Origin of the sequence: Streptomyces sp. CG4 (assembly GCF_041080655.1) — a bacterium.
In the GTDB taxonomy this organism is placed as follows: domain Bacteria; phylum Actinomycetota; class Actinomycetes; order Streptomycetales; family Streptomycetaceae; genus Streptomyces.
In genome coordinates, this window is sequence record NZ_CP163525.1 from 368,427 (window position 1) to 393,558 (window position 25,132).

Genomic DNA, 25,132 nt, shown 5'->3' on the forward strand with positions numbered 1-25,132 from the left:
GGGCGGCCAATGTCTACTATCGTTGCGACAGATTTCCTCCGTGGCCCTTGCTGGGTTTTCTGCCCCACATACACCCGGAAGAGTGCTGTGCCTGGTTGAATCCCGGCCCGGCGGGAAGACGCTGAGCCTGGCGATACAACCCATTGAGGACGGGGTGGCAGCACATGACCGAAAGGGACACGACCCCCACCGGGTCCCTGGTCGTAGTGGAGGGCGACACGCCATCCCCGAGACCGAGCAGTACCTCGTCGACCGCCTCGGCCGGCTTCGCCATCGCTCCGTCCTGGCTCCGAGTCGACGGCAACCCGGCCGCGCGCCGGCGACCCCGTTTGGTCGTGGCCAAGTGCCCCGCGGCGGAAGCCACGGTCTCAAGACCGAAGAGGTCGTTGCCGAAGTATCGATAGCGGACCAGGTCGATCGAGCGCCGGTGCTCGCGTACGGCGTGCGCGTCGTAGCGAGTGAAGTCGCCAGCAATGCAGATCAGCCGGGGTGCGCTCGACAGGATCTGGGACGCAGCCGTGCCCCCGAGCCGGTCGCGGTGTGACTGCCGCAGGTACTTGTCACCGGGGCAGTCTCGCGACAGAACCCGCACCTCATCTACCCAGGCCGGAGTCTCCAGCTTCCTGCCCAGCACGAGGGCGTCTCCCGCCCCACGCCCGGGCCTTCCAGCCCGTCAGAACCCGGCAGTGCCCCCACGCAAGGAGCGAAAGAGACGGGTGCTGCCGCACAGCCGCCAGGCCAGTCCGCGTCCGGGCACACTGTCGGCCGGCACGCGGCGGGCGTCCGGCTGCCTCGCGACGCCGGATACGTGTCCCTCGCCCTGGCTGCCGCTCTCGGTTTGACCGCGCTGCAGGTGATGCGCCGCCGTCCCATCCACGCACCCGCCGGCAATCCCGGCGTTGCGAACACGGGCACACCGGCTCCTCGGGACTGAATGGCCATGTGCGAGGTCCGCGGACCATGGCTCCAGCCAGTTCCGGCCGCTACCGAGCGATGGCGGCTGTCAGCGGCCAAGATCTTCTCCTCGTGGATGGCCAGCAGTTCCCCGCCGGCGGTCCCCACTGGCGGCCAATTGAGCTCCCCGTTGGCTGGTCAGTCACAGGCGGTGAGCGGCGCCGACCCAGGAGGCTGGGTTGCTGGGTTCTCCTCGCAACGCCGTTCCGGTCGCCGGCGCGGCGGGCCCAGTCTCTGGTCAGCGGCCTCGTGCCGGGTCTTCCGCCGCCGTCCTGCTGCTGGCTGCGGCCGTATGCTGGGGCCCGTGACAGCGAAAGCCGATCATGAGCCGATACTGCGGGCGGATGCCGCTCGCAACCGCGCCCGGGTGTTGCAGGTCGCTCGCGAGCAACTGGCTGCCGGTGATGACTCGCTCCAGTTGAACGCCATCGCCCGGCTGGCCGGCGTGGGCGTGGGTACCGTGTACCGGCATTTCCCCAACCAGCATGCGCTGCGGGAGGCGCTGTCGGCCGAGCGGTTCAGGGAGCTGGTCGGGGAGGCGCAGGCCGCGGCGGAAGCGGAAGACGCCCTCGCCGGCCTGCACCGCCTGCTGCGGTTCGCCCTCGCGCGCGCGTTGGAGGACACCGGGTTCGCCGCCGTTCTCGAATCCGCCGCCGATGCCGAGGCGCACACCTCGCAGCTGAAGGCCGAGCTGGATCGGGCTGTCGCCCACCTCCTCGACCGTGCCCGTCTGGCGGGTGCCATCCGGCGCGACGTCGAGGCCGATGACGTGCGGCGCCTGCTCTGCGGCATCGAGCACGCCGTGCGTGCCGGGAACAGCGATCCGGTGCGCACCGAGGTGTACCTCGATGTCCTCCTGGCGGGGCTGCGTCCCCCGCGCTGACGGTGGTTCGGCAATCGGCACAGGGGACTGCGCCGCCACCTTCCCGCTAACCGGATAGTCATCCGATTGTGCTAGCGTGCCCGCATCGAAACGGATACCTATCCGATTCGTGATGGCGAGGCAGTGGAGGGCGGACATGATGGGGCAGCGGGCGGTCGTCACGGCGGGGACGGGTGGGATCGGCCTGGAGACCGCATTGGGGCTGGCGGCGCGCGGGTTCGCCGTCACCGTGGTCGGTCGCGATGCAGAGCGGGGCGCTCGCGCGGTCGAGCGGATCGCCGCCGTCGCGACCGGAGGCGGACCGCGGTTCGTGGCAGCCGACCTGGCATCGCTGGGCGAGGTCCGGGCGCTCGCCGCCCGGTTGGCGGCGGAGGGGCCGCTGAAGGTCCTGGTCAACAACGTCGGCGCGATGTTCGCGCAGCGGCAGCGGACGATCGACGGGATCGAGGCGTCGTTCGCGGTCAACCACCTCTCGCCGTACCTGCTGACCGAGCTGCTCCTCGACCGGCTCCGAGACGGCGCTCCGAGCCGGATCGTGAACGTCAGCTCCGGTGCGATCAGGGTCGCCAAGCGCACCTTCGACGCCGTCGAACCGCCGGGGGGCTACTACGGCTTCCACTGGTACGGCCGGGCCAAGCTCGCCAACCTCGCCTACACCCTCGACCTGGCCGAGCGCCTGCGCGGCAGCGGCGTCACGGTCTTCGCCGCCGACCCCGGCGGCGCCGCGACCGATATGACCAACGGCACCATGACCTCGCCCAGGATCGTCTCTCCGCCCCTGCGGCTGCTGTGGCCGCTGGTCCGCCGAACCTTCGAACGCTCCACCGCCGGCCCCGCATCCGCGGCCGCCAAGCCGTCCATCGTCGCGGCCAACGACCCCACACTCGACGGGCAGACCGGCCTGATCATCGGCCCTCAGACCCACCCCGTTCCTGCCTTCCGAGCTAGCACCGACCCCCGGACTGTCACCGGCGTACTCAGGCTCAGCCGGCAGCTGGCACCCCTTCCAGACGGGCCATTGATCGAGTGAACCGCGCATCCACCGTGCAGAGATCCGACCGCTGCGGCGAGGAATGACATCCAGAGGTGTCGACACGGCCCGACGGCGGCGCGACAGGGCCCGGGGAACACGTGGAGAGGTTGCCGACTGTGGTCACCGACCGTAGTGGTGGAGCGCGGCCAGTCAACTCCCCGTCAGGTGGCCGTACCTGAAATCCACCTGGCCACTGACAGGCGGCCGAGCACATCACGGCGTGGCCGCCGGCCGACGTCGTGTCACACCTCGTCAGCGCGGCAGGGTCACGACGGCGCGTACTCCGCCGGTGTTGGCCTCGGTGAGCACGATCGTCGCTCCGTGTGCCGTGGCGATCTCCTTGGCGATCGCCAGGCCGAGTCCGGTGGACCCGCTGGTGCGGCCCCGGCTGGCGTCGAGCCTGACGAACCGGTCGAACACGCGCTCGCGCTCCTTGGCCGGGATTCCGGGGCCGTCGTCGCTGATCTCCACGCGCACGCTGCCCGCATCACCCCCGGAGGTGAGAGACACTCTCGATCCGGCGTGGCGGACGGCGTTGTCCACGAGGTTGCGGAACAGCCTCGCCAGGTCCTCGGGGTTGCCGGTCACGGTGGTGTCCAGTGGGACCGAGACATCGATCCGCAGGTGCGGGGCCGTGGTCGTGGCGCGGATCTCGGTGAGCAACGCGCCGAGATCAACGGTCTCCTGCCCTGCGGCCAGTTGTCCGACGTCGGCCCTGGCCAGGGTGAGCAACTGGGAGATCAGCTCTTCAAGCCGCCCCGTCTGCCGGACCGCGCGCGTGGCGATGTCCGGCCACGGCGCGCGGGCGGGATGGGCCAGCCCCACCTCCAGGCCGGTGCGGATCGCGGTCAGGGGGCTACGGAGCTCGTGGCTGGCGTCGGCGACGAAGCGGCGCTGGCGTGCGGCGGAGTCGTCGAGCCGGGTGAGCATGTGGTTCATGGTGCGGGCCAGGTGGCCGATCTCGTCGTCGGTGCCTGGCTCCGGGACGCGCTGGGACAGGTCCGCGGCGGTGATGGCGGTGACGGTGCGCCGGATCTGCTCCACGGGCCGCAGCGCACGGCCGACGACCCACCACACGGTGCCGCAGGCCAGCAGGAGCGTGGCCGGCACCCCGATGACGAGGAGCCGGGCGAAAGTCTCGTCAACCTGGTCGCGTTGGTTGGTCGAGGTCACGGTGACGACGGTGACCGGTCGGCCGCCGACCGTGGTGCGCTCGCCGACGACGGAGACCTCGGCGGGGAGGATGTCGTCGGCGGCCTTCTGCCGGACCGGGGCGGTGGAGCCGGGCGGGAGCGAGAACACCGCGGATCGGCCGTCGAGGTCGCGGGTGGCGGCGAGGACGGTGCCGTCCGGCGCAAGGACCTGCGCCTGGGCCTGAGCGTCGAGCACCGACGGCGGCAGGGGCCGAGGGAAGATCGGGCCGGTCGCGGACTGCTCGATCTGGACGGCGTAGGTCCGCAGTTGGTCGGCGATGGTCCGCTTGGCCTGGTCGACCTGGAGCAGATACATCACGACCAGCCCGAGCATGACGGCGGCGGTCAGCGCGATTCCCGCCAGGAACGTGACCCGGGTCCGCACGCTGCGGGGGCGAGCCGTTCGAGCCAGGCGGTACCAGCCGCGCGGGTGCTCGGTCATGACTCCTCGCTCCTGATGACGTATCCCTTGCTGCGGACGGTCTCGATGACCGCAGGTGCCTCCAGCGTCTCGATCTTGCGGCGCAACCGGTGCACCACGACCTCGACGACCGCGGGATCGCCGTCGCGGGAGGCGTCCCAACAGTGTTCCACCAGTTCGGACTTGGAGACGACGGTGCCTTTGTGCCGGAGCAGGTACTCCAGCACGGCGGCTTCCCGACCGGTCACATCCAGGGGTGCGCCGTCGCGGGTGACGGTGCGCGCGGCGGGGTCGAGCGCCAGGCCGGCGGCGGTGAGTACCGCCGGCCTGGCACCGAGGGTCCGTCGGGTCAGCGCGCGCAGGTGCGCCAGCAGGACCGGGTAGGAGAACGGCTTGGACAGGTAGTCGTCCGCGCCGGAGTCCAGTCCCTCGGCGTGGTCGAGGTCGTCCGTCATGGCGGTCAGCATCAGGATCGGCGTCCAGCGCTCCCGCTCGCGCAGGCTATGGGCTACTTGGTAGCCGTCCAGGCCCGGCAGCATCACGTCCAGGACGATGACGTCGTAGGCGTTCTCCGTCGCCATCCACAGTCCGTCGGTCCCGTTGTCCGCCGTGTCCACGATGTAGCCCTCGGCCGTCAGGCCCCAGACCAGGGCCTGGGCGACGTCCGGCTCGTCCTCGACCACGAGTACCCGCATGGGCTAAGCATCCCCGACGCGCAGCGGAACGGACGTCTCGCCCTCGACTACGACGGCGGGCTCCTTCGCCGGCAGCCGCAGCAGCCGCGCGGCCCGGTCCGGCAGCCACCAGTTCCACTCCCCGAGCAGTGAGACCAGCGCGGGCAGCAGCAGCATCCGGACCACGACCGCGTCCAGCAGCACCCCGAACGCCAGGCCCATGGCGATCTCCCGCACGGTGACGTCGTTGGCGGTGGCCAGCGAGGCGAGCGCGAAGAACAGGATGAGCGCGGCCGAGGTCACCAGGCGGCCGGTGCGGGACACGCCCTCGATGACGCCCTCCCGGGTGGACCGGGTGCGCTCGTACCCCTCGCGGACCCTGGCCAGGATGAACACCTCGTAGTCCATGGACACCCCGAACAGGAAGCCGAAGATCAGCACGGGGGCGAGGGCGTCGATCGCGCCGTAGGTGGACGCGCCCCACAGCGCCTTCATACCGACGCCTTGCTGAAAGACGATGACCAGCAGCCCGTAGGAGGCCGCCACCGACAGCATGTTGAGCAGCACGGCCTTGGCGGGCAGCAGGATCGACCGCATCCCGCGCGCCAACAGCAGGAAGGTGACCACCGCGACCACCGCGAACAGCAGCGGGAACGAGCCGTAGGTGGCGCTGGTCTCGTCGATCTTCTGCGCTCCCTCGCCGCCGGCCAGCACACCAGGCGGGACGCTGCGGCGGATGTCGTCCAGCGAGGTGCCGCCGTTCGCGCTGCCGACCTCGTGCCGCGGGATGGCGATGACCATCGCGCTGCTCCCGGCGGGCCAGCCGGGCCCCGCCGGGGCGACCGCGCCACGAAGGCTGGAGACGGTATCCAGAGCCGCCACGACGGTCCCCGCGTCGGCGGCCTTCGGCACGTACAGCGGCACGGCCGTCAGCGTCCCGGAGGGGAATCCGTCGGCTTCCAGGGTGTGCAGCCCATCGGTGTAGGCGCCGGCGGTGGCCAGCGCGTGGCTGCTCGGCGTGCTGATGCTGATCGTCGCGGCGGTGGCGGTCAGCGCCGCCAGGATGCCCAGGCCGGCGACGGCCGAGGCCACCCGGTGGCGGATCACGAACGTCGACCAGCCGGTCCAGAACCGGCTGACCGGCCGCCGCCGCGACACCCGCCGCGGCCAGTCCACCCGCGGCCCGATCCCGGACAGCACCGCGGGCAGCAGCGTCAGCGCGACCAGGGTCGCGGTGGAGGGGATGAACAGGCCGGCCACGCCGATGCCGCGGACCATCGAGTTGGGGATGACGATCAGCGCGAACAAGCCGAGCGAGGCCACCATCCCGCTGAACCAGACACTGTGTCCGGCTCGCCGCACGGCCGCCCGCACCGCTTCGTCATTGCTCTTGCCGGCCGCGCGCTCCTCGCGCCAGCGGGTGACGACCAGCAGCGAGTAGTCGATCGACAGGCCCAGGCCCAGCAGCGCCACGATGTACTGCACCGCCGGGTGGATCGGCGAGGACGAAGGCATCAGGTACGTGAGGCCGTAGACGAACAGCTGCATCGTCAGCACCGAGATCAGGGCCATGATCAGCGGCAGGAGCGCCAGCAGCGACCCGAACACCCAGGCCAGGACCACCAAGGCGCCAATCGCCCCGATGATCAGCTCACTGGTGACGCTGGAGTTGCCGCTGCCGGTGGTGTTGCCGGCCTCGAGGGCCCGCAGGCTGGTGCCGTGCACTGCCAGGTCCGGCGCCGCCGCCTTCGCGGCCTGCGTCAGGACGTCGACCTGCTCGGTAGCTATGTCGTCACCCGGTTTCGGCGGGTAGGCCAGGACGACCGTGCTCGTACCGCCGGTCCCGACCAGCGTCCGGCTGCCGGTCGAGGCGTAGGAGACCACCCGCAGGCTGGGCGCCGCCTTGGCGATCCCCGCGTCCACCGCCCTCAGTTCCGTCGCGGCCTGCGGCGAGGTCACGGTCTGGCCTGCCGGCAGGTCCAGGATCACGACACCGGGGTCCTGGGTCACCCCGCCGAAGCCCTGGGCGATCGCCACGTCGGCGGTGTAGCCCGGGCCGCTGACATGCGTGCCCGGCTGCAACCGGCTCGACAGCGACGGGGCCAGCACCACCCCGGCGACCGTGATCACCAGCCAGCCCAGGCCCACCAGCAGCCGATGGCGGATCACCCACCCGCTCAGCTTCTCCATGTTTCCCTCCCGGTGAACGGCAGCAGCGGCGGCCACTGCCTGTCTCACTCGGCAAGGTAGGGAGAGCTTCCTTACGAGACGCTTTCAGAGCCCCCGGTTCGCCCGTTCAACCCCGCGTCAAGCTTGGCAGAAGGGTCGCGTGGAGCGGGGTGGCGGGCCGCCGCTCGATGGCCTGGATGTGCCCGACCTTGTCCCTGTAGAGCCCGACAGCGGTCCTCGCGTGGCCAGGTTCGGAGTCGTGACGGGCGCTGCACCGAACTCTCCGCTCGGCGCAGTGGCGTCCATCGGCGGCGAGCTCGCTGCCACCGGTCCGGCCATCCCGGTCACCGGACAGCCCCGGTGACCGTGGTGGCCAGGAAGTCGGCCACACGCCGCAGTGCGGCCTCCCCCTCGTCCAGCATCCCGGCGAACGCGTCGAACAGGTGCGCCACGCCGGGGGTGACCTCCAGGGTGACGGGTACGTCGTCGGCTGCGACACGGGCCGCGAGTCGGACCGCGTCGTCGAGCAGCAGTTCGTGCGACCCGGCCTGGATCAGCAGCGGGGGGAGGCCCCGCAGGTCTGCGAAGACCGGGCTGACCAGGGGATCCGATGGATCCGCCGCAGCGGCGTAGTCCTTCGCGCGGACCGCGATCGCCTCCGGGGTGAAGGACGGGCCGACCGCCTGCTTGCCGGTCATGCTCGCGCCGGAGAGGGTCAGGTCCGCGTAGGGGGAGAACAGCACCCCGGCGGCGGGCATCGGCAGGCCCTGGTCGCGTGCGGCGACCAGCAGCGCCGCTGCCAGGCCCGCGCCGGCGGACTCGCCGCCACGGCGCCGGTCGCCCAGAAGCCGGTGGTCCGGGAGAAGCGGTCCGGGAGAAGCCGCCGCTGGCCGCGTCGAGCAGGGCGCGGTAGGCGGCCGGCGCGTCATCAAGCGCAGCGGGATAGGGGTGCTAGAGGGCGAGCCGGTAGGCGACCGAGATGACGCGCATGCCCGTGCGCCGAGCGCATCCGGGCCGAGCTGCAGCAGGCGCTGCCCCGCCAGGAGCACGTCTTCTCCGGCGAGGCTTTCGACCCCGCCACCGCCGCCCACGCGTTCCGGCTCGCCGGAACCGACTGCACCGTCTCCGTGCTCAGCGGCGCGCTGCTGGCGCGGGTCTTCGAGCAGTCGCCCGGCTCCACCGTGCTCTTCTCGCGCTGGCACCACGTGGTCTTCGCCGACGCCGGGCACGGCCTGGTGGACCTGCTCGTCCACGGCGGCACACCGCCGCCGCTGCGCACGCGGGTGCTCTTCGAGGAGGGGTACTCGTGCCTGATGTCGAGCCACCACCCCCTCGCCCAGCGGCCCGCGCTGTCGCTTGGGGATTACCTGGGCTGCGCCCACGTGGTCGTCGATGTCACCGACGGCCGGCAGGGCCACGTCGACCAGCGCCTCGCCTCCCTCGGCAGCCCGAGGCGGGCCGCGGTGACCGTTCCGTACCACGCGGCCGCCGCCGCGGCGGTCCCGGGCACCGCACTGGTGGCGACCCTGCCGAGCGACTTCGCCGTCCGCCACGCGGTCCCGGGCACCACCACCGTCATCCCGGCCCCGCTACGCGATGTGCTGGCACCCCCGCCTGGACGACGACGCGGCACACCGCTGGCTCCGCGACACCATCGTCGCGACGCTGGGCGCCGCGTGACGCAGGCTCAGACCTCGGCCTCATCGCAGCGCTGGGCGCCGCCGAGGATACTCACGGCATGGGCGCGGAAGGCCGCCACCAGGTGGTTGCGTTCGTGGGCGCGGGTGACCAGCACGACGTGGCTGGGTTCGACGCCGTCGAGCGCGACGGCGGAGAGGTCAGGGCGCAGGGTGTGGCTGGGGACGGAGATAGTGACGGCCTGGCCGCCGGCGACGAGTTCGAACTGGTCGGCGGCGGTCTCGATCAGCGGCCCGTCGGGGGCCGGGCGGCCGTCGGGGCGGGGGTCGATCCGCCAGAAGGCGCTGGCCAGCGGGTGGGCTCCGCGTACCTTGGGCAGCGGCTCGTCGGCGATGTCGGCCAGGGTGACCGAGCTGCGGCCGGCCAGCCGGTGGTCCAACGGGACCAACAATACCCGGGGCTCGTCGTAGAGGGCGGTCACGTCAAGGCCGTCGGTGGGAAACGGCAGGCGGGCGGCGACGGCGTCGACTTGGTGGTCCAGCAGCGCGCGGCGCGGTTCGTCGGGCGTCAGTTGCTTGGTCCGCACCTCGGCGTCGGGGTGGCGGCGGCGCAGTTCGCGGACGGCGGGGGTGACGATGATGCCGGGCGTGTGGCCGATGGTGATGCGGGCGGGCCGGGTAGCGGACCGGGCGGCGGCCGCGGCGCGTTCGGCGGCGCGCAGCAGCTCCGTGGCCATGGGGAGGAAGGCCTCTCCGGCCTCGGTGAGGTGGTTGCCCTGCGGTGTGCGCTCGAAGAGGCTTACGCCAAGTCGTTGTTCGAGGCGGCGGATCTGACGGCTCAGTGACGGCTGGGTGGTGTGAAGGGCCTCGGCGGCCCGGCCGAAGTGCCGGTACTCGGCCACGACCGTGAAGCACCATGCCAGGTGCAGATCGAGGACCGGGGCGGAGGGTATCGGGGCGTCGGGCACCACCTCAGCGTAGCCCCGGCACCCCTCGCCCACACAGCCTTCCGGGAGCACGAAGGCTACCCGGAGCAGGCCCGATACGCGCGGCGTATCGCCTGCTGCAGAACATTCATTGGACCCGCCCGTGCGGGCGCACGCACAGTGGACTCACCGGCCGGCGAGCGGCACCAGCGCCCCAGGACCGGCTCTCATCCACCTGCCAAGGAGTGCATCAGTCATGCGCGTTTTCGTCACCGGCGCGTCCGGTTTCATCGGTTCCGCCGTCGTCGCCGAGCTCACCGGTGCCGGGCACCAGGTGTTCGGGCTCGCCCGCTCCGACGCCTCCGCGTCCGCCCTGACCACCAGCGCGGGGGTCGAGTCCGTCCGCGGCACGATCGAGGACCTCGACGTCCTGCGCCGCGCCGCGGCCGAGTGCGACGGTGTCATCCACCTCGCGTTCCACCACGACCTGACCCAGCACGAGGAGGCGGCCCGCGCCGAGCTGGCCGCTATCGAGGCCTTCGGCGACGCCCTCACCGGCACGGACCGGCCGCTGGTCATCGCCTCCGGCGGGCCGGTCGGGACCGAGCGGGACACCCCGCCCGCCTCCGGCAGCCCCCGCATCGCCGGCGCCCGTGCCGCGCTCGCGCTCGCCGAGCGCGGCGTGCGCTCGTCCGTCGTGCGCCTCGCCCCCACCGTCCACGACGCGAACACCTGCGGCATGGTGCAGCGGCTGATCGGCACCGCCCGCGAGAAGGGCTTCTCCGGCTACCTCGGCGACGGAGCCAACCGCTGGCCCTCGGTCCACCGGCTCGACGCCGCACGCCTGTTCCGCCTCGCGCTGGAGAACGCGCCGGCGGGATCGGTCCTGCACGGCGTCGGCGAGGAGGGCGTCACGATCCGGGCGATCGCCGAGGCCATCGGGCGCCGCCTGGACCTCCCGGTCAAGGCAGTCCCCGCCGAGGACGCCGCCGCCCACTTCGGCTTCCTGGCCCGCATCCTCGGCAACGACATGCCCGCCTCCAACACCCTGACCCGGGAGCTGCTGGGCTGGCAGCCCATCCACCCGGGGCTCTTGGAGGACCTTGAGCTGGGCCTCTACTTCGACTGAGGGTCCGGCCGGACACCCGGCGCAGGCCACCCGACACACGCCCCACGGAGAGGAACCAGACCCATGCCGCACTACGGCCCCGACAACCCTGACGCCACCTACGTCCCGCACGCCTACCTTCAGGCGAGGTTCGACACCGGCGAGATCATGCTGAACCACGCCACGACCGGCTCGACGGACAAGCCGGCGCTGGTGCTCATCCCGCCACAGGCGACCTCCTGGTGGAGCTACGAGGCGGCGATGAAGCTCCTCGCCGACGACTTCGAGGTCTTCGCCGTGGACCCGCGCGGCCAAGGGCGCTCCACCTGGACCCCCGGCCGCTACACGGTCGACAACATGGGCAACGACCTGACCCGGTTCCTCATCGGACACGTCCGCCGCCCGGCCATCGTCGCAGGAAACTCCTCCGGCGGACTGATCGCCGCATGGCTCGCCGCGTACGCGCCACCCGGTACCGTCCGCGGCGCCTACCTGGAGGACGCGCCGCTGTTCTCCGCGGAGATCAGGCCGCCTTACGGCCAGGGCACCAGCCAGGTCGTCGGCCCGATGCACCGGCTCATCAGCACCTACCTGGGCGACCAGTGGTCGGTCGGCGACTGGCACGGATTCCTCGCGGCGCTCCCGCGCGAGCTGCCGCCCGCGCTGCTCCGCGGCCTGGCGGAGATGTCCGGCCACTCAGGCGACGGCTCGGGCGAGCGGTCGGGCGGCTACTTCGGCGGTGACGAGCCGCCGCAGAGCATGAGGGAGTACGACCCGGAGTGGGCCCGCGCCTTCTGGACCGGTTCGGCCACCGCCTCCAACGACCACGCCCGCATGCTCGCCGCGATGAAGGTCCCGGTCCTGTTCGCCCACCACTACCGCAAGGTGGACGAGGAGACCGGAACCCTCCTGGGAGCCGTCTCCGACCTCCAGGCCGCCCAGGTGTGCCGGATCGTCACCCAGGCCGGGCAGCGATGCGACTACCGCTCCTTCCCCGACGCCGCCCACGCCATGCACGCGAGCGATCCGCAGCTGTACGTCAAGACCCTGCGGGACTGGGCGTCGACGCTCGACTGACCGGCGGGTGGAGCGGCCCCGCCTCGAGGGCCGGCTCGGCCGGGGCCGACTCACTCGCCGTCGGGCTTGACCTCAGTGTCGACGAAGTCGCCGATGGCGGCGAAGACCGCGCCGGGCTGCTCGATGTGGGGGAAGTGCCCGGCCTCGGGGATCGGGGTGAAGGTGGCACGGGGGAAGGAGTCGGCCAGGGCGCGTCCGTAGTCCAGCGGCACGATGCCGTCCTGCTCGCCGGCGAGCACCAGGACCGGGACGGTGACGCGGTGCAGTCGGCCGCGGAGCTTGGGGTCGTGACAGAAGGGGTCGCCTGCGTACACGGCCAGGGTGCGCTGGTTGGCGGCCATGACCGCCTTCTGCTCGTCGCTGAGCGCGGCGGGGTCGAGGCGCAAGTCGGGGTTGTGGAAGGCGAGTTCGCCGGTGCGTACAGGGCCGAGGTCGGCGGGGTTGGCGATGGCCAGCGGGGGTTCGGGGGTGATACCGGTCGAGCCGAGCAGGACCAGCGCGCTGATCCTGCTTCCGGTGTCGCGCAGCGCCATCTCGGCGGCGATCCAGCCGCCGACCGAGCTGCCGGCGACCATGACGCCGTGCAGGCCGAGCTCGTCGAGCAGGTCGAGGTAGGAGGAGGCGAGGTCGGCGACGGTGTCGAGGTCCCCGGGACGGGCGGTGCCGTCGAAGCCGGGGTGGGTCGGGACGATCACGTGGGCGTGCTGGGACATGCCGGCGGCGAAGCCCGCCATCGAGCGCGGTCCGGCGCCGCCGTGGAGCATGAGTACGCCGGTGCCGTCGCGGTTCTCGCCGAACTCCTTCACGGTGACGCGCAGTCCGTGGCGCAGGTCGATGGTGCGGGTCGTGGGGGCCGAGGCGGTGACGGTCATGGTGAGGGTGTCCTTCTGCTCGGTGGATGATGGTGCGATGTCCGGGGCGTCGGCGGTCGTGGCGTAGCGGTCCATCACTTCGGCCACGTTCCGCGCTGTCATCGGCCGGCCGTGGGCGATCATGTCGCGCAGGTCCCGGAAGTACTGGACGTACAGGTCGGCGTGAACGTGTTGAGCATGACCAGGGGCTGGTCGCCGGGATTGGCGAAGGTGTGCGGGGCACCCGGGGGAACCATGACCAGCGTCCCGGCGGGCGCCTCGTGGACATCCGCGCCGACGGTGAAACTGGCGGTCCCGGAGACCACGTAGAAGCCTTCGTCGTGCTGGGCGTGCCGGTGCTGGGGCGGCCCCTGGGTGCGGGGCGGGATGGTGATCTCGGCGACGCCGAGCCGGTGCGCGGTCGTGCGGCCGTCTTCCAGGACGCGAATGCGCGCCTGCCCGAGGTCGATCACCTCGCCGCTGCCTGGAGGCGTGACGTTGACGTCTGGTGCCATGGCCAATCCTTTATGAGAGCCAACTTTCATGAATGTAGGACACTCCCACAAGTCGTGCAAGTGCTCTCTCATCATGGTGGTCTGCTTGCGATCGTTGAGGAATGCAGGAGACGGAACCGCAGAGCGCCCCCGTGGGCGGTCGGGTCAATAGGAAGCTGCGCACCCGCGCGGCGATCGTGTCTGCGGCGGTCGAGCTGATGCGCACGGGAGGCGAGGTCACCATGCCGGAGGTCGCCAAGGCCGCCCTGGTATCCGAGGCGACCGCGTACCGCTACTTCCCCGACCTGGCCAGCCTGCTCCAGGAGTCGATGGCCGGCCAGTGGCCCACCCCGGAGCAGGCACTTCGCTCCGTCGCCGACTCCACCGACCCCGCCGAGCGGGTCGCGGCGGCTGCACAGCACCTGCTGCGGCAGGTGGCGGCCTACCAGGGCGCGACGCGCGCAATGATCGCGGCCACCATCACCCGCCCCGAGGCCGTTGCCGCCCGTCCGGCGCTGCGGCTGGGACTCATCGATCACGCCCTCGCCCCTGCGCGGAAGCACACGCCGAGGCGATCGTCCAGCTGAAGCGGGACCTTGCCGTCGTCATCAGCGCCGAGGCCCTGTTCACCCTCATGGACCTGCTCGGTCTCGACGCGGAGGACACCATCGCCAGTGCAGTCCGTACCGCCACCACCCTGACCCGAGCCGCCCTCGGTCCGGTCGGCCCTGACTGATCGCGCCGGCTCCCGGGAGAGCTCGCCTTGGGGTGCGATGCCGGGCGGTCGGGCGTGGTCCTCTCGGTGCCCTGGATCACACGGGCAGCGGCCGGTGTCCGATGACGCGTTCCCCCATGTGTGCGGAGGCGCGCACGGCGTCGAACCCGCACGACGGCGGAGGCGACCGCTCCCAGACAGTGGCCGCCCTACGCCTCGTACTTCCCCGCCTGCTCGACGCCGGCTATCAGTTCGGCACCCCCTAGGAGCGTGGGTCAGTAACGAGCAAGCGGCCTCGCTGGCCGTGATCGATGGATCGGTTGCGGTCGCCCGCCGGTGCCTGTGGTGATCTGGTGGGGCTGAAAGGCCCGGCTGGTTCAGCTGGCGAGGGCGCCGAGTCCGGTGGTTCCAGCGTGTCGGAAGATCTTGCGGAGGTTGTGGCAGGCGACCAGCAGGCGCCACTCGCCGCGGGCGCCGTCTTCGCCGCGTAGGAGGAGCCGGCGGCCGTTCTGGCAGGTCATGATCTGGCCGAAGACGGGTTCGACGATGGCCTTGCGGCGACTGTAGGCGACCTTGCCGGGCTTGGTCCGCAGCTTGCGGGCCATCCGCTCCTTCAGCGTGGCGATCGCCGGGATCCGTCCGCGCGGCGCGGGCGGGACCTGTTCGTCGTGGGCTAGGCGGCCGGTGGCCATGAACGTGTTGGTCCCGCAGGCGAGTTGACGGTTCTTCGCGGCTTCGAGGTTGGTCTCGGAGCAGTATCCGGCGTCGACCAATGCCTGCCTGGGGTGGATGCCGGTGTGCTGGGCGGACTGGTCGAGCATCATGGTGCAGTTCAGTGCGTCCGATGGGTTGGTCGTCACGTCGGCGGCGGTGATGACCTGGTGCTTCTCGTCCACGACGGCCTGGGCGTTGTATGCCTGGGTGTAGGCGCCGTCGCTGTACTTCATGATCCGCGAGTCGGGGTCGGTGACGTTGGCCTGGGCCTTGGGCTTGGGGCGGGCCTTCGCGGCGGCCTGGTCCCCGGGCCGGTGGCGGCCTGCTCGTCGTTGGTGCCGCCACGCTGCTGGCGGCGGCCTTCCTTCTCCTCGGCCGTGGCGGCGTGCCTTGTCGGCGGCCTCGGCCTCGATCTGCGCGCGAGCGGTCTGCAGCTCGGCCAGGCGTTTCTCCCGGCGGTCGAGTTCGGCGGGCAGGTCCACGTCCTTGCCGTCGGGGCCGAAGGTCTGGTCCTCGGCGGTGTCGGTGGCCTCGGCGTCGGCCGGCAGTGCGTGGGCCTGGGCCTCCAGTTGGGCGATCTCGGCCTCGACGCGCTCCTCCCTGTCGACCAGGCGGCCGTAGCTCATCGCCTTGTGCTTGGAGGCGTTCGCTTCGAGCTTGGTGGCGTCCAGGGCGACGCGGCCCCTCTTGACCATGCCGAGTTTCTGCGCGAGGTGCAGCGACTGGGTGAACAGGCCGGCGAGCGCGTCCAGGTGGCGGCTGCGGAACCGGGCGATGGAGCGGAAGTCCGGGGCCTGGTCAGCGGCCAGGAACCGGAACGCGACGTCGTCGGTGCACTTGCGCTCGGTCGCCCGCGAGGAACGGACGCCGGTGGTGTAGCCGCAGATCAGCAGCCGCAGCATCAGCCGGGGATCATAGGGCGGGTAGCCGCGCTTGTCGGTGTACTCCGCAAGCACCGGCGAGGGGTCGAGCACCTCGTCGACCAGGTCGGCGACGAACCGGGCGAGATGGTCCTCGGGCAGCCAGCCGTCCAGCGAAGGAGGCAACAGCAGGACCTGGTGCGGGTCGAAGGCCCGAAACGTCTTGTCCACCGCCGCCGGACGGCCCCGAGACCGCTTCTTCCCGGTCGGCTCGACCTCGAACAGTCCATCCCCGCCACGCATATCGCGATCACCCCGCATGAAAGATCGCGGGCTGCCGGCCGGGTACCGCCGGGTCTTCGTGCGTAGCAGTGGTCAGCCTTGCCGACGGAAGTCCAGCATGCAGAAGACCTTGTCGTAGCGGTGCTCGCCGACGGCGACGAAGTCGGGCAGACGGCCGTATTCGGTGAAGCCCAGCGACCGGTAGAGGTGCAGGGCATTGGCGTTGTCGCCACGGGCGTCCAGGGTGAGGACCTCGATACCCGCCTCCCGGGCGTCAGCGATCAAGGCAGCGATCAGCGCCCGGCCGACACCACGGCCATGCGCAGCAGCATCTACCGCGATCTTCTCCAGATCGGCGTGTGGCCGATGAGTCGGTCGGGCGTAGCGGAGCCAGTACCCCAACCCGACCAGCTGACCGTCGAGGTAAGCGGCACGCAGGGCCGCATCCCCGGCCTGCACCGCAGAGACGACGTGGCCGAGAAGTTCCGCCACCTCATCCCGCGAGGGTGGATCGACCCAGCCCAGCGCGGCACCCCCACTGACCAGGTCCGCCAGGATCTGGTGGGCCGACTCCGCAAACCGGACCTCCAGCTCCGGATCCGAAGTCAGCTCCATGACGTCAAGGATGGCGGGCTCAGTGGTCATACCGCTGGTCATGATCGGCAGCATAGCCAGCACAACGCCGAGCCGAGACCCCGCACTCCAGCCCCGAGTATCTCCGAGCCGCTACTGACCCACGCTCCTAGACGACACCACCCCGGCTCACCTCCGGCCCTCGCCAATCTGCATTGGGCTTGTTTCAACCTGAAGCATTGGGCTTGTTTCAACCTGAAGTGGCTGGTCACAGATCTGGTGTGGTCGTGGTTGGGTGTACTCGTGCCGGCAGAGCAGCCTGATCACCAGGCTTGACCATTCGTCACGCGACGTTGGGCGGGTGTGGAGCCGGGCGGGTGCCGCTGGCCCGGGACCGCCTCCGCGCCGCTTCCGGCCCTGCCGTCCACGGCCGGCAAGCCCTCTGCGTACCCCGCCCCGCCCGTGACCGGCCGAGCAGCAGGCGAGGATCCGTGCGCCAGCCCTCTTGCCGTATCCGCGCGGTCCGCTGAACAGGTCACGTGATCGACCCGGTCGCTCTGCGGCGCCTGCTGCGGCGTCGTGGCATGCGCCTGTCCGGTGACCTCAGCGAACGACTTTGGCCGACAGCGGCGGCACGGCGCGAGAGACGACACACGTATACGCACCCGTGGCCGCTCACCGCCACGGCTTCGGCCAATCAGCCGCAGCTTCAGGCCAAAGAAATCTGAACGTTCCCGCACAGTCTTCCCACGGAAAACAAACACCTCTCACCATGTACTTGAATACTCAACAAGCACAGCCGTCACTCACACCCCCGCCACAACCCACAACTCCTACGCCCCCCACGCAAGGGACACTCAATGCCCCTCCTCTTCCTTCGCCACGGCGAGTCCCAGGCGAACGAACAGAACCGGTTCGCCGGGCGCCTGGACACCCCGCTCACCGCCCTCGGCAGCCGCCAGGCCGACCAGGCAGCCGAGCGGGTCGCCGCGCTCGCCGCGAGCGGCGTACGCATCGAAGAAGTGCACATGTCCACGCTCCAACGCGCCCGCCAGACAGCGTGGACCATCATCGACCGGCTCCCACAACCTCCGGACCGGATCACCGTCGACGAAGCGCTGACCGAGCGCGACTTCGGCGTCTACAGCGGCCGCAACAAAAGCCTGGTGAAGAAGACGATCGGCTTCGCCGGCTACACCGAGGCCTTCCATTCCCCGACCGGCCGCCCGCCAGGCGGCGAGAGCTGGCGGGAGATGTACGACCGGGTCGCCGCGTACTACGAGGACGTCCTGTTGCCCGCCTCCCGCGCGGGACGCACTGTTCTGGTCGTCGCCCACAAGTACGTCGTCGAGATGTTCGCCCTGGTCGTCGCGGACGCGAGCCCGGACACGTACCGCGACTTCAAGATCCCCAACGCGCGCCCGCTCTCCGAGCAGGACCTGCGCCGCGCGGTTGCCGCCCCCGCTGCGGCAGGGCTCGTCAACGACCTGGGCGAGATCGTGGAGATCCGCCTCCCCCTGCTGGTGGCCACGGCCGCCGCGACGGGCGTGGCGGTCCAGCTCGCGCTCGGCATCCAGGTTCCGGCCACAGTCTTCACCACCGCTCTTACCGCCCTCCTGGCCGTCGGCTCCTTCTTCGCCATGCTGCGCGTGGACCCACCCACCTTGCGCCGCCCCCTGAGCAGCCTCCGCGCGGCCTGGCCCCTGCTGCTCCCCCGTCTCGCACTGGGCCTGGTCCTCATCTGGGCCGGGCACTCGCTCCCGTTGGAATTGGCCGGTTTGTTTCTGCTCCTCCCACCCGCCCTGATAGCCCCGACCCTCTCACTGCTCTGGGGAGGCGATTACTTCTTCGCCGTACGCCACACAGTGGCCGCCTCGCTCGCCCTCCCCGCGCTCCTGCTCACCGGCCTTGCCCTCCCCCTCTCCCTCCCAGGCACCGCCCCAACCCTCACCCTGGGCAGGCTCGAACCGGCCCTCCTCGCCTACGCGGCCGTCCTGCTCGCCGCCCTTGTACTGCCCGGGGTGGGAGCGCAGGCCCTGCGTCGGCGCGACCCGATCCGGGCGGGCGCCCTCAGCACCAACTGGAACTGGCTCGGCGGCCTGGCCCTGGTCCCCGTGGCCGGCCTCGCCACCTTCGCCCTCACCCCGCCGACCGGTCTGACCGCCCATACGGCCATCCGACTCCTGCTGGTGATGTCCGCCGCAGCGGCGGCCCTGACCGCCCTGCGCCTCCTGACGACGCTGTTCCTGCGCCTGCGCCCCCACGGCACCGGCCTCGGCCGGGACCTCTTCATCACACAGAACACCCCGAACGTCTTCCTGTGGTTGGCGATGACCGCCGTCCTGGCCCCCACCACGGGCCACCGCCCCTCGGTGATCGGCCTCGGCGTCGCACTCGTCTTCTTCTTCGCGGTCTACACCGACGAACGGATCTTCCTTCACGCCCACCGTCACGACCTGAGCCCGAGCGTCCCCGAAGCCCCCGAAACGCGGAAGACCCGCACCATTCCTGGCCTGTTGACACCGGGCAAGTAATCGGAGACCTCGACATAGAGCACTGAGATCTTTCATCCTGAAGTCGCAGGTCGCAGTACTGGTGTGAGTCCGTGATGGGGTGCTCGTGCCGGCCGGAGTCGTGATCGTCAACGGGAGTTCGTCCGTCAGCGTGGGACTTCGGAGTTCGCCAGGACGAGCAGTGCCCGGAGCAGGATGGTGGCGTGACGAGTGTTCATGCGGACCTTGGCCAGGACGCGCCAGGTCTTGAGGTGCGCGAAACCGTGCTCGTTGGCGGCGCGTTCGCGGCTGAGCAGGCCGTTCGCCTCCTTCTCAGCCTCGGTGAGGCGGTGGGAGCGGGTGGCCTTGAAGCCGGTGATGATGACGGGGTCGTCGTCTGGGTGGTCGTCCAGGCCGACGAAGCCGAGGTCGGCCAGGACTCCGAAGCCGGCCACGCGCAGATGGGCGGTGATCTTTTCATGGCGGGCGGCGCTGATCTCACTGGCCCGCCCGGGGCGAGCCGAGGAGATCCAGATCAGGTTGCCCCTCTCGTCGGTGAGGGCGAGGAAGAGCAAGCCGTGGGCCTTGCGTTTCCCGCTGTAGTTCTTGCGGTTGGCTGTCCCGGTCCAGCGCCGGGTACGGACCAGGGTGCCGTCCAGCAGGACCACCACCCGCCCCGCCTGGCGACCGCCCTGCTTCGCGACCTTCTTCAGGGCCCGATCCAGGTCGCGTCCCGCGAAGTGGTGTAGCGATGTGGAGTTCACGACTCCGCAGGTCACACACGCCTGCAGGGCCGACCCCGGGCAGAGGCCGCTCCGGTGGCCTGGCACAGCATCAACACCGTCCGAGGAGCCTCGACGGTGATCGCCGTGGAGGTGGTCGCCGGAGCGAGGCGGTCCGGATTCCTACACCACTTGGCGGGACACCATCCCGGTCCAGGTAGCGAGGACGACCGCGACCGCGCCATCAACAAGCTCAAGGCATACAGAGCCGTCGCCACGAGCTACGGTGACAGCGGCCATCACACATGGTTCTGATCCACTTCTTGTGGGGCGGTGACAGAGCGTCACAACTGGCTGGAAGGATGGTCGTTCGTGTGATTGCAGCGTGTTCTCGACGTTCTCTGCGGCGTTCTCCCATCTGTCGACCGTGGTGGTGGACGAGGTCAGGGCGGACGGAAGTGGAATAGCCCTTACGGCGCGAACGGTGACGCGTGAGGCGGCTTGTCCCGGTTGCGGCGCGGTGTCCGGGCGTGTCCATGGCGGTTACCGGCGGCGTCTTGCCGATCTCGCGGCGGCCGGACGGCAGGTCGTGATCGATCTGCTGGTGCGACGGTTTCTCTGCCCGGCCGCTGAGTGCCCTCGCCGCACGTTCGTCGAGCAAGTGGACGGGCTCACCGAGCGGTTCGCGCGGCGCACACCGCTCCTGCGCTGCTCGCTGGGGAAGATCGCGCTCGCGCTCGCCGGGCGGCCGGGCGCTCGGCTGGCTGCGCATCTGTCCATGTCGACGAGCGCGAACTCCCTGCTCAGACTGGTCCGCAGGCTCCCGGACAAGCAGGTCGGGGCTGCACCCCGGGTGCTGGGTATCGATGATTTCGCCCTGAAGAAGGGGCACGTCTACGGAACGATCATCTTGAACATGGAGACCGGCGAACGTGTCGACGTCCTGCCCGACCGCACCGCGGAGACCCTCACCGAGTGGCTTCGCGCGCACCGTGGAGTAGAGATCGTCTGCCGGGACAGGGCCAGCGCCTACGCCGAGGCCGTACGCACGGCCTGCCCCGACGCGACCCAGGTCGCGAACCGGTTCCACTTGTGGAAAAACCTGTGCGAAGCCGTCGAGAAGTGCCTTGCCACGCACCGCAGTTGCCTCGCCGAGCCTACCGAGGACACGCCTGAGGACGCCACCGACGAACAGAAGACCGCGGCCCATGAGGAGGTGCCGGTGCGGTCGGAGGGGATGCGCGTGATCCGGCGCCGCGAGCGTCACGCCGCCGTGCACGCCCTCTACGACAAGGGCGTCCCCATCCAGGCGATCTCCGAGGCGCTCGGCTTGGACCGCAAGACGGTACGCCGCTACGCGCATGCCGCCACGCCCGAGGAGGCGTCGCTGGCCACCGGATCACACCGCCAGGGCCAGATCCACGCCTACTCGCCCTACCTGCACCGACGGTGGAACGAGGGCTGCACGGACGCGGCCCGGCTCCACGCGGAGATCGCCGAACTCGGCTTCACGGGCAGCAAGCGGACCGTGCGCCGGCACCTCCAGGAGATCCGGGCCAGCGGCAAACCCGCCCCCGACAAGCCCAAGACGCTCACGGTCCGCACCGCCACCTGGCTGATCACTTCGCACCCGGACCACCTGGACGAGAGCAGCACGCTCAAGCTCAAGAAGCTCCTGTCCCGCTCTGCCGAGCTGGACTCCGTCGCCACGTGCGTCCGTTCCTTCGCCGCGATGATGACCGAGCGCCGAGGCGGCGATCTGGAGAACTGGCTCACCAGCGCCGAGGACACCGGGATGAAGCCGCTGCAGAGCCTGGCCCGGGGCCTACGACAGGACTTCGACGCCGTGACCGCCGGCCTCACCCTGGAATGGAGTTCGGGCAAGGTCGAGGGCAACGTGAACCGGGCGAAGCGAATCAAGAGGGACGGATTCGGCCGCGCCGGATTCGACCTCCTCCGCCAGCGGATACTCCTCGCCGACTGACAGACCGTCACCTTAGTCACCGCCCCACAAGAAGTGGATCAGAACCCCTCAACCGCCTCGAAAGCGGCCGTCAGCTCGACCCCGCCAACCAGCGCTGCAACCTGGTTGCCATCACCGCCGCTGGAAGCCAGTACCTCGAAGTACTCCAATTACACGCGGATGCCGTCCAGGCCGAACTCCTCGCCGGCCTCGATGCCGCGGAACGGCAACAGCTCCAGTACCTGCTCGCCAAGCTGCTCGACCGTCACAAGCCGCAACCGGCGTAGGCGGGGTACTCTCCCAGCCCAGACGCCGACCGCAGAGCAGCCGACCCCACTCCCCCGGGCGCCGCGCGGCTCCCAGAAGGCCCAGCCACTGCTGCACGTTCGGGATATGCACGGCAGCTTGGAGAACCTCGGCGTCAGGCCCCGCAGCGATGAGCCTGCTGCCAGTAGCCGCGCCGCGTCGACAGGTGCCCATCCCGAAGCGGGCCCATCGAGCCGTGGCATCCGTCAGTCCTTGTATGCACGCTTCGCCTCCTCACTCATCGCTGTGTTCTGGAAGGCGACGCACAGCCAACGACCCTCCCGGCGGCGCAGCACCTACGTTTGGAACTTGTCGTAGCCGAATGCGGGCTGGCCGCCGACCCCGCCGATCGTCGTCACCACGCTCGTGTCGACGTCCACGCTGCGCACATCGATCGGCTTCACGATCATGCGTGTACCCCTCTGCCACATGGTGAAGACTTCGTGGTACGTCCGCTCGATCTGCGACCTGCCGAGTATCACTTCGCCCATGAACGCGATGTAGGAGGCGTCCTCGGAGAACTGGGCGGCGTAGGCCCGCGCGTCACCGGCATTCCGTGGGTGACCTGTACAACCGCAAGACCATGTTCCTGGCCTCCATAGCGGTCTTCCTGGGCGCGTCCGCGCTGTGCGGGACGGCCTCGACGATGAACGAACTCATCATCTTCCGGGCCCTGCAAGGCGTGGGCGCGGGCGGCCTCGGCGCGGGCGCCTTCGCGCTGATCGGCGCCCTGCTGCCGCCCCGGGAACGCGGCCGCTACCAGGGAATGGTCGCCATCGTCATGGCGGTCGGCAGCATCGGCGGCCCGCTGGCGGGCGGCGTCATCACCGGCCACCTCGGCTGGCGCTGGGCCTTCTACCTCAACCTGCCCATCGGGCTGATCTGCATCGCGTGGTGCCAACTGCTGCTGCACCTCCCGCACACCCGCTGCGGCAAGGTCGTCATCGACTGGCTGGGCATCACCTTGATGACGGCCATGGTCAGCACCATCGTGAGTGCGGTCATGGCGGACCACTCCTTTCAGAACGGGGCGGCACGGGGCCGGGCAGTCACCCGAAGTGCCGGTAGAAGGCCGCTGTGCTTCCCCAGAGGGGGTTGTTGTTTCCCGGTTGTTGCCTCGGGTCCCGCGCGCCCGCGCGGGACCCGAGGCTGGAGCCGATACGCCTAGTCGGTGGAGACGGCTCCACGGCGCCAGACCGCCCGAATGGACAGGCTGTCCTCGATGCGGGTCATCGGGTCGCCGTCCACCAGGACGAGGTCGGCGCGCGCGCCGGGGGCGATCCGACCGCGGTCGTTCAGGCCGAAGTGCAAGTCCGCACCGCCCGACGAGGCCGCCGAGCCCGTCGTCCCCAAGAACATCCGCTGGGTGCTGCTCGGCATCATGCTCGCCCTGCTGCTCTCCCAGCTCGACGGCCTGATCGTGGGCACCGCGATGCCCACGATCGTGAACGACATCGGCGGCGTGGCCAGCCTGTCATGGGTCGTGACGGCCTACACCCTCACCACCGCCTGCTCCACCCCGATCTGGGGCAAGCTGTGCCTCTCGCACTCGGTCGAGGAACGCGTCCACCGTCTCGTCATAACTCCTGGTCATAGTTTTCTCCTTGAGGTATCAGGGGCGGTCTGCCCTGCGGGCGTCTGCGACCGGTTGCCGGGGGGCGGCGCTACTTCGCTGCCGTTTGCACCTTCGGCCCGGGGGCGGCGTGCACCCTTCCGGCCGTGCCGGGACGGAGGTGGCGGCGCGCAGCGCTTCCAGGGGCGTGAGCCCGGCCTTGACCAGGAGTTGCAGCTCGTGGTGCAGGCTCGCGCCGTGTGCCACCCCGCCGTGGGCGGGAACGGGGATGGAGGCGTCGGTGCCGGCGATGACGTCGACGCCTGCGCTGTGCAGCGCGGCCACGCTCGCCAGCACCTGGTTCAGATTGCCTTCCGGGTACTTGTTGAACGTGCCGCGGAGCGTGGCCAGCCACTGCTGCGGGAGCTTGCGGCCCACCCGGGGGTCGTCGGCCAGTGCCTGGCCGGTGCCGCCCATGACGGAGGAGCTGATCACCAGGCACGGGGTGACGAAGATGCCGGCGCCGGCGATCGCCGAGACGATCTCCTCGGTGTGCGGTCGGTCGATGAACAGGTGCGCGAGGCCGTCCGCTCCGACCTCGATGGCCTGTTCGGTGGCTGCCAGCGTCATCGCATGGGCGATCACCTTCTTGCCCAGCAGATGTGCCTCCGCCACACCGGCCTTGAGTGCCTCGGTGCTGATCAGGGGCAGCCCGGGGTGGCCCATCACAGTGCCTTCTTCGATCATGACCTTGATGTAGTCGGCCCCCTGGGCGGCCATCGCCCGGACGTGGGCTACCGCCTCGTCAGGGGTCGAGACCGACGGCGGCGTCCAGCCGCCGCCACCGGGCCGGTGCTCGTCCAGATCGGGCGATCAGCTCGTGGGGATGGCCGTCCTTCGCCATCAGGCCTAGCAGGGCCGAGCGCACGTCGGCGATGCCGTCGTCCTCGTCGATCTCCTCGCGTTGCTGCGGTGTCCAGTAGCCCTGCATCTCCAGCTCGGTGGTGACACCGAAGACGCGCGCGAGCCTCAGTCCTTCCAGCGACGTGTGGACGTGGCCGTCGATCAGGCCCGGCAGCAGGGTCCCGCCTCGGCCGTCGACGACCTGCGCCCCGCTGGGGGGCTCCTGCCCGAGGGAAACAATCTTGGTTCCCTCGATCTCCACCGTCCTATCTGAACGAACATGTTCGCCATCGAAGAGTCGAACATTCACGATGAAAGTGGACATGGGTCACTCCTCGTACTCGATGTGCGCCCGAGCCTGCCGGGCGAATCCAGGTCCGACCCTGTCCGGCTGCCGCGCGTCACGGGATGGCGGCCTTCAGGAGATGCCGACACGGCAAGGGTAGCGAACGCGTTCGTTACGAACAAGTTCGTCGCGATGGTGAGATGCCGCCCGGCCTTTCACACGCAGAGATTGGATGCGATCACATTCCGTCGCAGACGCCGGGCCTGTCGCGAAGAATCGCCCTCTGCCGCCAACCGGTGCGCTATGGGCTCCTTGGGGTCTGCGAACATGTTCGTTAGGCTGAT

At 70.3% G+C, this 25,132-nt stretch carries 22 protein-coding genes and 5 pseudogenes; 12 read left to right on the forward strand and 15 right to left on the reverse strand.

What is annotated here, in order from left to right:
- Positions 1-16: 16 nt before the first annotated feature.
- Entirely contained in the window at positions 17-634 is a 618-nt protein-coding gene (locus AB5L52_RS01790; protein WP_369362366.1) for a hypothetical protein, read from the reverse strand.
- A gap of 624 nt (positions 635-1,258) precedes the next feature.
- Between AB5L52_RS01790 and AB5L52_RS01795 the strand changes: the two genes are divergently transcribed.
- Positions 1,259-1,837, forward strand: coding sequence for a TetR/AcrR family transcriptional regulator (locus tag AB5L52_RS01795; protein ID WP_369362367.1), 579 nt, complete (start codon positions 1,259-1,261; stop codon positions 1,835-1,837).
- A gap of 139 nt (positions 1,838-1,976) precedes the next feature.
- Positions 1,977-2,867 carry an SDR family NAD(P)-dependent oxidoreductase gene (locus tag AB5L52_RS01800; RefSeq protein WP_369368785.1) on the forward strand — a complete coding sequence of 297 codons (891 nt, stop codon included), beginning with the start codon at positions 1,977-1,979 and terminating at the stop codon, positions 2,865-2,867.
- 255 nt (positions 2,868-3,122) lie between these two features.
- On the opposite strand, the gene AB5L52_RS01805 is transcribed toward AB5L52_RS01800, so the two are convergent.
- The 4 genes from AB5L52_RS01805 to AB5L52_RS01820 all read right to left on the reverse strand — a co-directional run bounded on the left by AB5L52_RS01805 (position 3,123) and on the right by AB5L52_RS01820 (position 8,256).
- Positions 3,123-4,505, reverse strand: a complete 1,383-nt coding sequence (locus AB5L52_RS01805) for a HAMP domain-containing sensor histidine kinase (protein WP_351572768.1) — start codon at positions 4,503-4,505, stop codon at positions 3,123-3,125.
- On the reverse strand, positions 4,502-5,179 hold the full coding sequence (locus AB5L52_RS01810) for a response regulator transcription factor (RefSeq protein ID WP_369362368.1): 678 nt from the start codon (positions 5,177-5,179) through the stop codon (positions 4,502-4,504). Before AB5L52_RS01810 ends, AB5L52_RS01805 begins: the two co-directional genes overlap by 4 nt.
- A gap of 3 nt (positions 5,180-5,182) precedes the next feature.
- Positions 5,183-7,348 carry an MMPL family transporter gene (locus tag AB5L52_RS01815; protein ID WP_369362369.1) on the reverse strand — a complete coding sequence of 722 codons (2,166 nt, stop codon included), beginning with the start codon at positions 7,346-7,348 and terminating at the stop codon, positions 5,183-5,185.
- A 323-nt stretch (positions 7,349-7,671) separates the two neighbouring features.
- Positions 7,672-8,256 carry an alpha/beta hydrolase fold domain-containing protein gene (locus tag AB5L52_RS01820; RefSeq protein WP_369362371.1) on the reverse strand — a complete coding sequence of 195 codons (585 nt, stop codon included), beginning with the start codon at positions 8,254-8,256 and terminating at the stop codon, positions 7,672-7,674.
- Positions 8,257-8,454: 198 nt separating this feature from the next.
- Between AB5L52_RS01820 and AB5L52_RS01825 the strand changes: the two are divergent.
- Positions 8,455-8,856, forward strand: a pseudogene (locus AB5L52_RS01825) (LysR substrate-binding domain-containing protein); the annotation flags it as partial.
- A gap of 158 nt (positions 8,857-9,014) precedes the next feature.
- Here AB5L52_RS01825 and AB5L52_RS01830 read toward each other — a convergent pair.
- Positions 9,015-9,932 carry a LysR family transcriptional regulator gene (locus tag AB5L52_RS01830; RefSeq protein WP_369362372.1) on the reverse strand — a complete coding sequence of 306 codons (918 nt, stop codon included), beginning with the start codon at positions 9,930-9,932 and terminating at the stop codon, positions 9,015-9,017.
- A 214-nt stretch (positions 9,933-10,146) separates the two neighbouring features.
- Here AB5L52_RS01830 and AB5L52_RS01835 point away from each other — a divergent pair, with 214 nt between their 5' ends.
- Both AB5L52_RS01835 and AB5L52_RS01840 read left to right on the forward strand, forming a co-directional pair.
- A complete protein-coding gene (locus AB5L52_RS01835) occupies positions 10,147-11,019 on the forward strand; it encodes an SDR family oxidoreductase (RefSeq protein ID WP_369362373.1) in 873 nt (290 codons plus the stop codon).
- A 63-nt stretch (positions 11,020-11,082) separates the two neighbouring features.
- Positions 11,083-12,075 (forward strand): alpha/beta fold hydrolase, encoded by a 993-nt coding sequence (locus tag AB5L52_RS01840; protein WP_369362374.1) that lies wholly within the window; start codon positions 11,083-11,085, stop codon positions 12,073-12,075.
- 50 nt (positions 12,076-12,125) lie between these two features.
- Here AB5L52_RS01840 and AB5L52_RS01845 read toward each other — a convergent pair whose 3' ends face one another.
- A complete protein-coding gene (locus AB5L52_RS01845) occupies positions 12,126-13,049 on the reverse strand; it encodes an alpha/beta fold hydrolase (RefSeq protein ID WP_369368786.1) in 924 nt (307 codons plus the stop codon).
- Positions 13,044-13,441, reverse strand: a pseudogene (locus tag AB5L52_RS01850) (cupin domain-containing protein); the annotation flags it as partial. The pseudogene AB5L52_RS01850 and the gene AB5L52_RS01845, both read right to left, overlap by 6 nt.
- A gap of 101 nt (positions 13,442-13,542) precedes the next feature.
- Here AB5L52_RS01850 and AB5L52_RS01855 point away from each other — a divergent pair.
- A complete protein-coding gene (locus AB5L52_RS01855) occupies positions 13,543-14,007 on the forward strand; it encodes a TetR/AcrR family transcriptional regulator (protein WP_369362375.1) in 465 nt (154 codons plus the stop codon).
- Between the two features lie 298 nt (positions 14,008-14,305).
- Positions 14,306-14,401: pseudogene (locus AB5L52_RS01860) on the forward strand (polysaccharide deacetylase family protein); the annotation flags it as partial.
- 111 nt (positions 14,402-14,512) lie between these two features.
- Here AB5L52_RS01860 and AB5L52_RS01865 read toward each other — a convergent pair.
- Together AB5L52_RS01865 and AB5L52_RS01870 are read right to left on the reverse strand one after the other, a co-directional pair.
- Positions 14,513-15,994 carry an IS1182 family transposase gene (locus AB5L52_RS01865; RefSeq protein WP_369368787.1) on the reverse strand — a complete coding sequence of 494 codons (1,482 nt, stop codon included), beginning with the start codon at positions 15,992-15,994 and terminating at the stop codon, positions 14,513-14,515.
- Positions 15,995-16,084: 90 nt separating this feature from the next.
- On the reverse strand, positions 16,085-16,648 hold the full coding sequence (locus tag AB5L52_RS01870) for an N-acetyltransferase family protein (protein WP_369368788.1): 564 nt from the start codon (positions 16,646-16,648) through the stop codon (positions 16,085-16,087).
- A 776-nt stretch (positions 16,649-17,424) separates the two neighbouring features.
- On the opposite strand from AB5L52_RS01870, the gene AB5L52_RS01875 reads away from it, so the two are divergent.
- Positions 17,425-19,098, forward strand: a complete 1,674-nt coding sequence (locus AB5L52_RS01875) for a histidine phosphatase family protein (protein ID WP_369362376.1) — start codon at positions 17,425-17,427, stop codon at positions 19,096-19,098.
- A 125-nt stretch (positions 19,099-19,223) separates the two neighbouring features.
- On the opposite strand, the gene AB5L52_RS01880 is transcribed toward AB5L52_RS01875, so the two are convergent.
- Complete coding sequence (locus AB5L52_RS01880; RefSeq protein ID WP_369362377.1) at positions 19,224-19,820, reverse strand: transposase family protein; 597 nt, start codon at positions 19,818-19,820, stop codon at positions 19,224-19,226.
- 96 nt (positions 19,821-19,916) lie between these two features.
- On the opposite strand from AB5L52_RS01880, the gene AB5L52_RS01885 reads away from it, so the two are divergent.
- Positions 19,917-20,093, forward strand: a complete 177-nt coding sequence (locus AB5L52_RS01885) for a hypothetical protein (RefSeq protein WP_369362378.1) — start codon at positions 19,917-19,919, stop codon at positions 20,091-20,093.
- Between the two features lie 118 nt (positions 20,094-20,211).
- Positions 20,212-21,762: an ISL3 family transposase gene (locus tag AB5L52_RS01890; RefSeq protein ID WP_369368789.1), complete on the forward strand. Its 1,551-nt coding sequence runs from the start codon at positions 20,212-20,214 to the stop codon at positions 21,760-21,762.
- 581 nt (positions 21,763-22,343) lie between these two features.
- Here the strand turns inward: AB5L52_RS01890 and AB5L52_RS01895 are convergent.
- Positions 22,344-22,547 (reverse strand): hypothetical protein, encoded by a 204-nt coding sequence (locus tag AB5L52_RS01895; RefSeq protein WP_369368790.1) that lies wholly within the window; start codon positions 22,545-22,547, stop codon positions 22,344-22,346.
- A gap of 56 nt (positions 22,548-22,603) precedes the next feature.
- On the opposite strand from AB5L52_RS01895, the gene AB5L52_RS01900 reads away from it, so the two are divergent.
- Positions 22,604-23,215, forward strand: coding sequence for an MFS transporter (locus tag AB5L52_RS01900; RefSeq protein ID WP_369362380.1), 612 nt, complete (start codon positions 22,604-22,606; stop codon positions 23,213-23,215).
- Here AB5L52_RS01900 and AB5L52_RS01905 read toward each other — a convergent pair.
- A pseudogene (locus tag AB5L52_RS01905) lies at positions 23,212-23,352 on the reverse strand (amidohydrolase family protein); the annotation flags it as partial. The gene AB5L52_RS01900 and the pseudogene AB5L52_RS01905 overlap by 4 nt on opposite strands.
- A gap of 76 nt (positions 23,353-23,428) precedes the next feature.
- Between AB5L52_RS01905 and AB5L52_RS01910 the strand changes: the two are divergent.
- Positions 23,429-23,584, forward strand: a pseudogene (locus AB5L52_RS01910) (MFS transporter); the annotation flags it as partial.
- Between the two features lie 75 nt (positions 23,585-23,659).
- Here AB5L52_RS01910 and AB5L52_RS01915 read toward each other — a convergent pair.
- The gene (locus tag AB5L52_RS01915) at positions 23,660-24,379 is read right to left on the reverse strand and encodes an amidohydrolase family protein (protein WP_369362381.1); all 720 of its coding nucleotides are present in this window, start codon (positions 24,377-24,379) and stop codon (positions 23,660-23,662) included.
- A 25-nt stretch (positions 24,380-24,404) separates the two neighbouring features.
- The gene (locus AB5L52_RS01920) at positions 24,405-24,764 is read right to left on the reverse strand and encodes a hypothetical protein (protein WP_369362382.1); all 360 of its coding nucleotides are present in this window, start codon (positions 24,762-24,764) and stop codon (positions 24,405-24,407) included.
- Between the last annotated feature and the right edge of the window lie 368 nt (positions 24,765-25,132).